This window comes from Micromonospora sp. NPDC023888 (genome assembly GCF_040639415.1).
Lineage (GTDB): Bacteria > Actinomycetota > Actinomycetes > Mycobacteriales > Micromonosporaceae > Micromonospora.
Genome location: NZ_JBEZZW010000019.1, coordinates 128,051 through 139,131, shown reverse-complemented (window position 1 = coordinate 139,131; position 11,081 = coordinate 128,051). Strand labels below are relative to the sequence as shown.

General features: G+C 74.0%; 9 protein-coding genes. 6 read left to right on the top strand and 3 right to left on the bottom strand.

Annotated elements, in window-relative coordinates; all coding sequences use genetic code 11:
* The coding region (locus AB0F61_RS19100) for an MFS transporter (RefSeq protein WP_357811297.1) at positions 1-1,294 on the bottom strand (1,294 nt) is incomplete at its 3' end.
* 137 nt (positions 1,295-1,431) lie between these two features.
* Between AB0F61_RS19100 and AB0F61_RS19095 the strand changes: the two genes are divergently transcribed.
* The 4 genes from AB0F61_RS19095 (at position 1,432) to AB0F61_RS19080 (ending at position 5,085) form a co-directional block, all read left to right on the top strand.
* Complete coding sequence (locus tag AB0F61_RS19095) at positions 1,432-1,881, top strand: MarR family transcriptional regulator (RefSeq protein ID WP_357811294.1); 450 nt, start codon at positions 1,432-1,434, stop codon at positions 1,879-1,881.
* A gap of 80 nt (positions 1,882-1,961) precedes the next feature.
* Entirely contained in the window at positions 1,962-3,269 is a 1,308-nt protein-coding gene (gene paaK, locus AB0F61_RS19090) for a phenylacetate--CoA ligase PaaK (protein ID WP_357811290.1), read from the top strand.
* A gap of 87 nt (positions 3,270-3,356) precedes the next feature.
* Positions 3,357-4,463, top strand: coding sequence for a nucleotide disphospho-sugar-binding domain-containing protein (locus AB0F61_RS19085; protein WP_357811287.1), 1,107 nt, complete (start codon positions 3,357-3,359; stop codon positions 4,461-4,463).
* 55 nt (positions 4,464-4,518) lie between these two features.
* Complete coding sequence (locus tag AB0F61_RS19080) at positions 4,519-5,085, top strand: dienelactone hydrolase family protein (protein WP_357811284.1); 567 nt, start codon at positions 4,519-4,521, stop codon at positions 5,083-5,085.
* Positions 5,086-5,366: 281 nt separating this feature from the next.
* Here AB0F61_RS19080 and AB0F61_RS19075 read toward each other — a convergent pair whose 3' ends face one another.
* Both AB0F61_RS19075 and AB0F61_RS19070 read right to left on the bottom strand, forming a co-directional pair.
* A complete protein-coding gene (locus AB0F61_RS19075; RefSeq protein WP_357811281.1) occupies positions 5,367-6,089 on the bottom strand; it encodes a hemerythrin domain-containing protein in 723 nt (240 codons plus the stop codon).
* A gap of 60 nt (positions 6,090-6,149) precedes the next feature.
* A complete protein-coding gene (locus AB0F61_RS19070) occupies positions 6,150-9,440 on the bottom strand; it encodes a BTAD domain-containing putative transcriptional regulator (RefSeq protein WP_357811277.1) in 3,291 nt (1,096 codons plus the stop codon).
* A 171-nt stretch (positions 9,441-9,611) separates the two neighbouring features.
* Here AB0F61_RS19070 and AB0F61_RS19065 point away from each other — a divergent pair, with 171 nt between their 5' ends.
* Complete coding sequence (locus AB0F61_RS19065; RefSeq protein WP_357811274.1) at positions 9,612-10,430, top strand: class I SAM-dependent methyltransferase; 819 nt, start codon at positions 9,612-9,614, stop codon at positions 10,428-10,430.
* A gap of 57 nt (positions 10,431-10,487) precedes the next feature.
* Positions 10,488-11,051, top strand: a complete 564-nt coding sequence (locus tag AB0F61_RS19060; protein ID WP_357811271.1) for a YciI family protein — start codon at positions 10,488-10,490, stop codon at positions 11,049-11,051.
* Positions 11,052-11,081 lie beyond the last annotated feature (30 nt).

Here is an 11,081-nt window from a genome sequence, read left to right as displayed (position 1 = left end):
GATCTACCGTCGGTCGGTCACGCCGCTGCTCAACGCGCTCGTCGAACCGATCCTGTACCTGCTGTCGATCGGCGTCGGCCGCCGTGTCCACCAGGGCGGCGTCGGCCTTCGCCGGCTCCCGGCGGCGGGCCAGCCGCAGTGCTGCCAGCAGGACACCCAGGCCGGCCAGGGTGAGCGCCGCGCCGGCCCAGATCGGCGAGGTGTAGCCGAGCCCGGCGGCGATGGTGACCCCGCCGATCCAGGCGCCCAGCGCGTTGCCGAGGTTGAACGCCGCGATGTTCGCCCCGGACGCCAGGGTCGGCGCCTGGTTGGCGTAGTGCATGATCCGCATCTGCAACGGCGGTACGGTGGCGAACCCGAACCCGCCCATCAGCAGCAGCGAGACGACGGTCAGCGCCGGGCTCGACGCGGTGAGCGCGAACCCGACGAGCACCACGGTGAGCACCGCCAGGACGGTGACCAGGGTGCGCGACAGCGACCTGTCCGCGGCCCGGCCGCCGAGCAGGTTGCCGGCGAAGAGCCCCACGCCGAAGAGGACGAGCAGCCACGGCACGGTGCTGGTGGCGAAGCCGCTGACCTCGGTGAGCGTGTACGCGATGTAGGTGAACGCGCCGAACATGCCGCCGAAGCCCAGGACCGTGATGACCAGCGACAGCCAGACCTGCGAGTGGGTGAAGGCCCGCAACTCACCGCGCAGCCCACCGGCCGGCCGGTCGGCGTTCGCGGTGTCGCCGGCGGGGATGAGCAGGGCCAGCCCGATCAGCGCGACCACCCCGATGGCGGTGATCGCCCAGAACGTCGACCGCCAGCCGAAGTGCTGCCCGAGGAAGGTGCCGAAGGGCACGCCGAGCACGTTCGCGATGGTCAGGCCGGCGAACATCATGGCGATGGCGCCCGCCCGGCGGGCCGGTGCCACCAGGCCGGCGGCGACCACGGCGCCGATGCCGAAGAACGCGCCGTGGCAGAGCGCCGCGACGATCCGACCGGCCATCATCACGGCGTAGTCGCCGGCGACCGCGGAGAGCAGGTTGCCGATGATGAAGAGCACCATCAGGCCCAGGAGCACCGGTTTGCGTGGCAGTCGGGTGACCGCCGCGGTGAGGGCCACCCCGCCGACGGCCACGCTCAGCGCGTAGCCGGAGATCAGCCAGCCGGCGACCGGTTCGGTGACCGTGAAGTCGGCGGCCACCTCGGGCAGCAGTCCCATGATCACGAACTCGGTGAGCCCGATGCCGAAGGCGCCGATCGCCAGCGCGATCAGGCCGGGCGGCGGGGACGTGTGGCGTACGGACATGGTCTTCCCATCGGGGAGGGGGCAGATATGCGGCGCGTGCAACTACACGCGCCAGCAACGAAATACTTGCACACGCTTTATATAGGCGCAAGCGTGGTAGCCTGGGGCCGTCGAGATCACACCCGAGGAGGGCCGGCATGGGCATCGCCGACGACGCGGTCGAGATCCGCGCGCAGGGCTGGCGCACCCTCGCGGCCCTGCACGGGCTGATCGAGACGTCCCTGGAACGGGCGTTGCAGGCCGACCACCACCTGTCCGTCGTCGAATACACGGTGCTCGACGCGCTCTCCCGGCAGGACGGCTGGCACATGCGGATGAGCCAGCTCGCCCGCGCCGCCGCGCTCTCCGGCAGCGCCACCACCCGCCTGGTCACCCGACTGGAGCAGCGGGGCCTGCTCACCCGCATCCTCTGCGCCGACGACCGGCGGGGTATCTACACCGAGCTGACCCCGGCCGGCTCCGAGCTGCTCGCCCAGGCCCGCCCCACCCACGACCGGGTGCTCACCGCGGCGCTCACCCAGGCCGAGGCCACCCCGGAGCTGGCCCCGCTTGTCGACGCCCTGCACCGGCTGCCGGCCGGCCGCTGACCGCGCCACCAGCCGGGGCGACGGCCGGCGTACCGTACCCGCAGCCCGCACCGGGACCGCCGCGCCAAGGGAGACACGCGATGCAGGACCGCACCCCTCGTCCCGAGGAGCTGGAGCCGATCGAACGCGCCGGCGTCGACGAGCTGCGTGCCCTGCAACGCGAACGACTGCGCTGGTCGCTGCGGCACGCGTACGACAACGTGCCGCACTACCGTCGGGCGTTCGACGCGGCCGGGGTGCATCCCGACGACTGCCGCGACCTCGACGACCTGGCCCGCTTCCCGTTCACCGGCAAGGCGGAGCTGCGGGACAACTACCCGTTCGGCATGTTCGCCGTGCCCCGGGAGCGGGTCGCCCGTCTGCACGCCTCCTCCGGCACCACCGGCCGCCCGACAGTGGTCGGCTACACCCTTGCCGACGTGCGTACCTGGGCACGCCTGATGGCCCGGTCGATCCGCGCCTCCGGCGGCCGTCCCGGCGACCGGGTGCACGTCGCGTACGGCTACGGGCTCTTCACCGGCGGCCTGGGCGCGCACTACGGCGCCGAGGAACTGGGCTGCACCGTCATCCCGGTCTCCGGCGGCATGACCGAACGTCAGGTCATGCTGATCCGCGACTTCGAACCCGAGGTCATCATGGTCACCCCCAGCTACATGCTCGCCATCGCGGACGAGATGCAGCGCCAGGGCGTCGACCCGCGCGCCACCTCGCTGCGGGTGGGCATCTTCGGGGCGGAGCCGTGGACCGAGGACATGCGCCGGGAGATGGAGCAGCGGTTGGACATCCACGCCGTCGACATCTACGGGCTCTCCGAGGTGATGGGCCCCGGCGTGGCCACCGAGTGCGTCGAGACCAAGGACGGGCTGCACGTCTGGGAGGACCATTTCTACCCGGAGATCATCGACCCGGTGACCGGGGCGGTGCTGCCCGACGGTGAGCGGGGTGAGCTGGTGTTGACCTCGCTGACCAAGGAGGCGATGCCGGTGGTGCGCTACCGCACCCGGGACCTGACCCGACTGCTGCCCGGCACCGCCCGGCCGATGCGCAGGATCGAGAAGATCACCGGTCGGACGGACGACATGATGATCGTGCGCGGGGTGAACGTCTTCCCGACCCAGATCGAGGAGTTGATCCTGCGTACCCCGCAGTTGTCGCCGCACTTCCAGTGCGTACTCGATCGGCAGGGCCGGTTGGACACCCTCACGGTACGGGTGGAGCGGCGGGTCGGCGTGGCCCTGGACGCCGCCGAGCGGGCCGGCGCGACGCTTGTGGAGCTGGTGAAGAACACCATCGGCGTGAGCGTGGCGGTCGACGTGCTCGCCCCGGACGCGGTGGAGCGGTCGGTGGGCAAGATGCGCCGCATCGTCGACAGGCGACCGGCCGGCTGATCGCTGCCCGAGCGGCCCGGCACGCACCAGCGCCGCAGCCCGTCGGCGGGGCTCCGCCACCGGCGTACTCGACATAGGATCCGGTCCATGCGCGTCCTGGTGGTCTCGGCCCCGCTGGTCGGGCACGTCTTTCCGTTGGTGCCGCTCGCCGTCGCGTTGCGCGACGCTGGCCACGACGTGCTGCTGGCCACCGGCGGGGGTGGCCTGGCCGCCGCCGACGCCGGTCTGCCGGTGCACGACATCGCACCGGGCTTCGACTTCGGCCGGATCGCGCTGCGGGTCTTCCCCCGACACCCGCTGGTCGCGCGGGCCGAGTTGGCGGGCACCGCCGGCACCCGGGGCGCGGGCCTGCTCTTCGGCGCGCTCAACGACCGGCTCACCGACCCGGTCGTCACGCTGGCCACCGAGTGGCGGCCGGATCTGGTGCTCCACGAGCCGTTCGCGGTCGCCGGCGCGGTCGCCGCCGCCCGGCTGGGGGTGCCGGCCGTACGCCAGGAGAACTCCCTCTTCGACGGTCGGGAACTGGTCCGCACGACCAGCGCCCGACTCGGTGCCGCGCTGCGGCGGCACGGCCTGACCGAGCTGCCGCCGCCGGCGGCTGCCCTCGCCGTGGCCCCGCCCAGCGTGGCGCACCAGGATGGTTGGCCGATGCGCTACGACTCCTATGTCGGCGGCGGCGAGCTACCGGCCTGGCTGCGCGAACCGGGTGACCGACCCCGGATCCTGGTCACCCGCAGCACGTTGACCGGCCCCGGCGACCGGGGTCCGATGCCCGCCGTGGTGGCCGCCGCCGCCGAGGTGGACGCCGAGATCGTGCTGGTCCGGCCCGACGAGCGGTCGACCCGTTCGTTGCCCGGCAACGTGCGGGTGGTCGACTGGATCCCGCTCGACGTGGCATTGCCGGCGAGCGCGGCGCTGGTGCATCACGGCGGGGCGGGCAGTGCCTTCGGCGCCCTCACCGCCGGTCTGCCGCAGCTCGCCACGACGGGTCCGGGGGACCGGCGGCACAACGCGGAACTGCTGGCCCGCCGGGGCGTCGGCCTGGCGCTGCGCCCCCGGGACATCACCGCGCGGGCGCTGACCCAACTGCTCACCGACGACCGCCTGCGTACCGCCGCCGCGCAGGTCAGCCGGGAGATCGCCGCGATGCCGCCACCGGCCGACCTGGTCGCGCGGCTGGCGGCGTTGGTCTGACGTCCGCCCCGCGTGCCCACACCGGACGGACCCTCGGCTGCGGCAGGATGACGTGATGCGACACGTCGTGCTGTTCCACTCCGTGTACGGGCTGCGGCCCGCCGTGCGCGCGACCGCCGACCGGCTGCGCGCCGCCGGGCACCAGGTCAGCACCCCCGACCTGTACGGGGTGCCGGCCACCGACACCGTCGAGGAGGGCTTCGCGCTGCTCGACAAGATCGGCCAGGAGGTGGTGCTCGACCGGGCCCGGGCCGCGCTGCGCGACCTGCCACCGGAGACGGTGCTCGCCGGCCTCTCGATGGGCGCCGGCGTGGCCGGGGCGCTGCTGGCCGAGCGCCCCGACGCCGCCGGTCTGCTCCTGCTGCACGGCACCGGTGGCGCGCCGGACGCGGTCCGGCCCGGGTTGCCGGTGCAGCTGCACCTCGCCGACCCCGACCCGTACGACGCGCCGGACGAGGTCGACGAGTGGCAGCAGGCGCTCACCGACGCCGGTGCCGACCTGACCGTCTTCCGCTATCCCGGTGCGGGGCACCTGTTCACCGACCCGGACCTGGCCGAGCATTCCCCGGACGCCACCGCGGCGACCTGGCCACGGGTGCTGGCCTTCCTGGCCGCCTGCTGACCGCCCGGCGGCGTTCGCCTGACGCGTGCGCCGACGCCGCGGCGGCGAGCCCGGCGGACGGCACAGCCGCGATCCCGTCGGCAACGACGACCCCTGGCCGTTGCCTGCGGGTCGCGCGACTGCGCCGCCCCCCGACGGCGCAGCCCCCTTCGGCTGCGCCGCCCCCCTCGACGGCGCAGCCGACCGTGGCACGCCCGGTGCCCCCGCCGGACGTGCCGGGCACAACCGCGCCTGGTCGGTCGAGCCGTCGCCCCCGCGGCCTCGTCGGTGGCCGGCCTCGCTCAGCGCGTGCTGGCGCCGATGCGCGGGGGAGTCGCGGTGCCGTGCACCCGCCTGGCGTGGGCGGCGAAGAGGCGCGGCGCGATGATCGGCATGAGCAGGCGGGCCGGCAGCGGGGCGTGTGCCAGCACCGCCTTGATCACCTCGGGGTCGCCCTCGTACATGACCAGGCCGAAGGCCAGCGGCAGCCGCTTCTTCGGGGTCCTGGCCATCCCGTGCTCGCCGAGTTCCATCCACTCCGCGGCGGTGACGTGCCGTTCGGCAAGTGGCAGGATCTCGCTCTCCTCCATGGCCATGTGCTCGATCAGCGCGGCGCGGAGGTGCTCGAGGGCGTCGGCGAGCTGGTCACCACCGCGCCCGGTACGCCGCCACGCCGGGAGCAGGGCGACCACCGCCGCGTGGGCGTCCTCGATGGCGTGGTGTTGCGCCTCCATGGTGGGGACGATGGCGGCGGCCTTCTCGCCGCCGCGCTCCAGCAGTCGAGGCCACAGCAGCAGGTCCTCGCCCTCGTGGTGCAGGTGCAGGGTGTGACAGAGCATCTCGGCGTGGGCGCCGACGACCTCCGCGCGGCTGACGTCGCCCGGCCTGACGTCGCGGACGAGCTGCGGCAGCAGGCTGAACTCGCGACGGAAGACGGTGTGCGCCATGTACATGTCGCGGACATCGGCCATGGCTTCGCGGTGGTTCTGGTTCACGGTGACCTTTCCGAGGAAATCAACTGACACAGATCTGTTGATCATGCTCGGTGGCACTTGGAATCGGCTTGGAAGGCACTGATCGGGGGGTCAGGCAGTCAACGCGGCAGTCGCCTCGGCCAGCCAGTGCGGCGATTCCCACCGACGGGCCACCCCGGCCGCCAGCGTGAAGTGCCGGGCCGCCTCCTCGGTGCGGCCCAGCAGCCGGAACAGCTCCCCGAGCGTCAGCGCCACCGGCCGCACCACGGCCGCGGTGGTGGAGAAACCGGCCAACTGGTCGCGGACCGGGAGCAGGGCGTCGATCACGGGCTGGGCCAGGTCCCGCCGGCCCAGGGCCACGATGACCATCCCGCGCACGCTCAGCAGCGCCGACTCGAAGTAGTCCGGGCGGTAGGTGTGCCGCCCGATGGGCATGGCCCGCGCCTCGTCCACCCGTCCGCTCTCGATGAGCGCCAGTGCCAGCAGGTCGTCCACGATCGGCCCCAACGACCTCCGCACCCGGCGGGTCGCCTCCAGATGCTCGCCGAAGCGTCCCTGGCTGATCAGCAGGGTCCCCACCGAGAAGTAGTGGAACGCCTCGGCGTGCAGCGAACCCTGTCGCCGCATCTGCACGGCCACCTCGTCGTAGTGCCGGCGCGCGGCGACGAAGTCGCCGGCGATGTGCGCGAGGGCGCCCCGCCCGCACAGGTAGATCACCTGTCCCTCGTTGAGCTGGTACGTCTCGGCCAGCCACCCCTGCCGGGCGAGCGCGGCGCGGACCTCGGCCGGTTCGGTGAGCGCGGCGGCGCAGTGGGCGAGCACCTGCTCGGCGACCCACCGGTAGATCACCAGCCCGTGCTCGTCGGCGAGGTCGCGCAGCTCCAGGGCCAACTCCCGGCGGTGCGGCGCCTCCCGCTCGTAGCTCATGGTCCGGACCCGCGCGGCCAACCCCAGGGCGCGCAGCTCCGGGTCGCCCAGCCGCCGGGCGATCGCCAGCGCCTCCCGCCCGGCGGACACGCCCCGGGGGTCCGACTCGCCGTCCAACTCGGTGGCCAGGGCGTCGAGCAGCCGGCAGCGGACGACCGGGTCCAGGTCGTCGGCCCGCAACAGCCGGGTGAGTAGTTCGACGACCCGATGGTCCACGACGCCGTACGCGTGCGTCAGCCACGGCGTGGGGACGGTCCACGCGGTGAACGCCGCGACGAGCAGGTCGTCGCGGCCGGACGCGACGGCGACGTCGACGGCCCGGGCGCGGGTCTGCCGGGCGGCGGCCACCGCACCGGCCCGAGCCTGGGCGCGTAACAGCCGGCCGAGCAGGTCGACCCGCAGCGCGTCACGATCCCCGGTGACCGAACCGGCGGCGTCGACGGCGTTGCCGAGCACCTCGATCGCCGCGTCGTACGCGTACCGCCGCTCGGCCAGCTCGGCGGCGCGGATGGCGTAGTCGACGGCGAGCGGCGCGGTGTCGGCCGACGCCGCACGGGCGTAGTGGTGGGCCAGGGCCGGATAGTCGTCGGGTGCCAGCCGGCGGGTGGCGGCGGCGATCCGGGCGTGCAGGCGGGTGCGGCGCAACTGGGGCAGGTCCGTGTAGATGGTGTCGCGGACCAGCCCGTGCACGAAGCGCACCCGCCCCGGTGCCGGTTCGGTGAGCAGCCCGGCGGCCAGTCCGGCCTCCAACGCTTCGAGGGTGGACGTCTCGTCGGTGTCGGCGGCGTCGACGAGTGTCGGCACGTCCGCCTCCCGGCCGAGCGTGGCGGCGAGGCGCAGCACCGAGACCGCCGACGACGGCAGGCGGGACAGTCGTCGGCGCAGCACGTCGCGTACCCCGTCGGGCACCTCGCTGGTGGCGACGAGCGTGCCCTCGGCGGCGAGTAGCCGCGCCGACTCCCGGACGTAGAACGGGTTGCCGCCGGTCCGCTCGGTGAGCGCGGCGACCGTCTCCGCGTCGACGGGTCGCTGGGCGAGCGCCCCGAGCAGCGTCTCGATCTCGGCAGTCGTCAGGCCACCCAACCGGATCCGGTGGGGGGAGCGACGGGCCAGGACGGCCATCGTGTCGGCGAGCCGCTCGCGGTTGTCGGCGGGGCGTAACGCCGCGACGAACAGTACGGCCCCGGTGGTCAACTCGATGACGCTGTTCAGCAGGAGCAGCGTCTCGGCGTCGGCGGCGTGCAGGTCGTCGAGGACCACGGCGACCGGTCGGCGGGCCGCGGCCGCGTCCAACCAGGCGGCGACGGCGTGATGCAGCCGGAACCGTCCGGCGGTGACGTCGCCCCCGGGTTCGCCGGCGCTCCCGCCCAGCAGCGGGGTGAGCGCCGGTACGAGATCACCCGGCGGCGCCTGCTCGGCGAGCTGCCGCAGCGCCTCGACCCAGGCCCAGGCCGGCGGGGCGCCCTCGACCTCGGGGCAGCGGCCGACGGCGACCAGCCAGTCGCGGGCGGCGAGCGCCTCCCGGAAGCGGGCGAGCACACTCGTCTTGCCCGCGCCGGCCTCGCCGCTGACCAGCGCCACCCGTGGTCCGCCTGCCACCGCCTCGTCGGCGGCCCGCCCGAGGGCGGCCAGCTCGGCCTCCCGCCCGACGAACACCTCCGCCGTCACCGGTTGCCCGACGTCGACGCGTGCCGCGGTCGCGGCCACCGGTGGGAGCAGGTCGAGACGCTGGCCCAGGATCGCCGACTCCACCTCGACCAACGCCGGGCCCGGATCCAGGCCGAGCTCGGCCACGAAGGTCGCCCGTGCCCGACGCAGCGCGGCGAGCGCGTCGCCCTGCCGACCGGCACGCCACAACGCCAACGCCAGCAGCCGCCAACTCTCCTCCCGCAGCGGGGCCTGCCGGGTCAGCACCTCCGCCTCCGACACCGCCTCGGCCGCGTCGCCGCACCGCACGATCGCGTCGAGCAGCAACTCCCGGGCGCCGAGGCGCAGCTCCTCCAGCCGCAGCACCTCGGCCTGCGCCCAGGGCTCCCCGGCGAACTCGGCGTACGCCCGACCACGCCACAGGTCGAGCCCGCTGCTCAGCAGCAGACGCGCCCGACCCGGATCGGCGGAGCTGATCGCGCGGGCCTCGACGAGCAGCGTCTCGAACCGACCGGCGTCGACGGCCCCGCTGGGCACCCGGATCGCGTAGCCGGGCGGCGCGGTGACCAGGACCCGCGCGGGAGTGCGGCGCTCCCGGGACGGCTCCAACAGGCGGCGCAGGTGCGAGACGTACGCCTGGACGGAGGCGATCGCCCGCGGTGGGGCCTCACCCCGCCACAGATCCTCGATCATCCGACCGACGGAGACGACCTCACCCCGGGCTGCCAGCAGCAGCGCGAGCACGGCACGTTGGCGGGGGCCGCCGAGGTCGACCGGTCCGCCTGTGTCGACCTCGACCTCAAGCGGCCCGAGCACCCGTAGCAGCATGACCGGGCCAATCCTAGTCACCCTCGTCGGCGGCTCATCCGCTGCCGTGGACAACGGACACCCAGCTCACCGCGGGTACGGGCGGCGTCGCGCCGGTGCGCGGGGCAGCCCCGGACACCTCTCGTTCGATACCGTGGGGCCACCATCAAGATCGTTGAGCGGGGTGTGGCGGTGACGACGACAGCCTTCGACGAGCACGAACGGTCGCGCTGGGCCGGGCGCGCGGCGGCGTTCGACAGCAGTTTCGCCGCGCTCTGCGCCCATCCCGCACCATCGTTGCTGGACGCCGCCCACGTCGCCGCGGGCCTGCGGGTGCTCGATGCCGGCACCGGCTCCGGGACCGTGGCCGGGCTGGCCGTCGCTCGGGGCGCCACCGTCGTGGCCGTCGACGCCGAGCCGAGCATGGTCGAGCTGGTACGCAGCCGCCTCCCGCCCGCCGCCGAGGTCCGCCTCGCGGCCCTGCCCCACCTGCCGTTTCCCGCCGGGCACTTCGACGCGGCAGTGGCGAACTTCGTGATCAATCATGTCGGCGATCCGCTGGCCGCGATCAGCGAACTGCGCCGCGTCGTCCGGCCGGCCGGTCGGATCGCGGTGACGATCTGGCCCGACCCGCCGCCGGAGGCGCAGCGGCTGTGGGGGACGGTCTTCGACGCCGCCGGGGTCGACCGTCCGACCTCCGTACCGACGGTGGACGCGCAGCGGGACTTCCCGCGTACCCCCGAGGGGTTCGCGGGCCTGCTCGACGCCGCCGGGCTGGCCGACGCGGGCTGCGACACGATCACGTGGGCGCATCGCACCCATCCCGAGGCCTGGTGGAGCGGTCCGGCGAACGGCATCAGCAAGCCCGGTCTGCTGATGGAGGCCCAGCCGCCGCACGTGATCACCCGGATCCGTGCCGCGTACGACGAGCTGACCGCCGCCTACCGCGACGCGGACGGCCTGCTCGTCCTGCCGACCGCTGCGCTGCTGGCCTCGGCGTCCGTGCCGTAAGCGGCGGGGCGACACCCGGCCGCCCGGAGGTCCGGCGCCACGTCGAGAATGCGTGGCATGGAGTTCCTGTGCTACCACCGCGACCGGCCCGGCTCGGCAACGTTGCGCGACGAGTTGTTGGCCGACCACTGGTCCTACATGGATCGGTACGCGGAGGAGTTGATCGCCCGCGGCCCAACCCTGTCCGGCGACACTGCCACCGGCAGCGTGCACATCGTCGACGTGCCCGATCCGGCCGCCGCACGGACGTTCGCCTTCGAAGAGCCCAACTACCAGGCCGGCGTGTACCGGGATGTGCTGCTACGCCGATGGCGCAACACGCTGGGCCGCACCATGTGGGACTTCCCCGGTGGTCGGACCGGCGGCAACCGCTACCTGGTGCTTGGCCTCGGCGCGGGGCAGGCCGTCGACCTGCCCGTGCCACCCGACCCGGACGAGCTGATCGCGTACGGGCCGCTGCTGTCCGACGACGGCGGCACGTGGCTCGGCACCGCCGCGCTGGTCCGGGCGCCGACCCCGGACGCGGCGCGCTCCATCCTGACCATCGACCGGTACGCCGACGTCGAGGTGCACAACTGGCAGTTCGGCGGGCGGCCGTCCGGGGTCAGTCCTTCGTCGTGACGTACCCGCCTCGGCCGGGCTGCCCGTACA

What these genes read in the sequence shown, in the direction of transcription:
- AB0F61_RS19080 (WP_357811284.1), top strand. Translation starts at nt 4,519, where the DNA reads ATGCGACACGTCGTGCTGTTCCACTCCGTGTACGGGCTGCGGCCCGCC.
- AB0F61_RS19070 (WP_357811277.1), bottom strand. Translation starts at nt 9,440, where the DNA reads ATGCTGCTACGGGTGCTCGGGCCGCTTGAGGTCGAGGTCGACACAGGC.
- AB0F61_RS19095 (WP_357811294.1), top strand. Translation starts at nt 1,432, where the DNA reads ATGGGCATCGCCGACGACGCGGTCGAGATCCGCGCGCAGGGCTGGCGC.
- AB0F61_RS19085 (WP_357811287.1), top strand. Translation starts at nt 3,357, where the DNA reads ATGCGCGTCCTGGTGGTCTCGGCCCCGCTGGTCGGGCACGTCTTTCCG.
- AB0F61_RS19060 (WP_357811271.1), top strand. Translation starts at nt 10,488, where the DNA reads ATGGAGTTCCTGTGCTACCACCGCGACCGGCCCGGCTCGGCAACGTTG.
- paaK (WP_357811290.1), top strand. Translation starts at nt 1,962, where the DNA reads ATGCAGGACCGCACCCCTCGTCCCGAGGAGCTGGAGCCGATCGAACGC.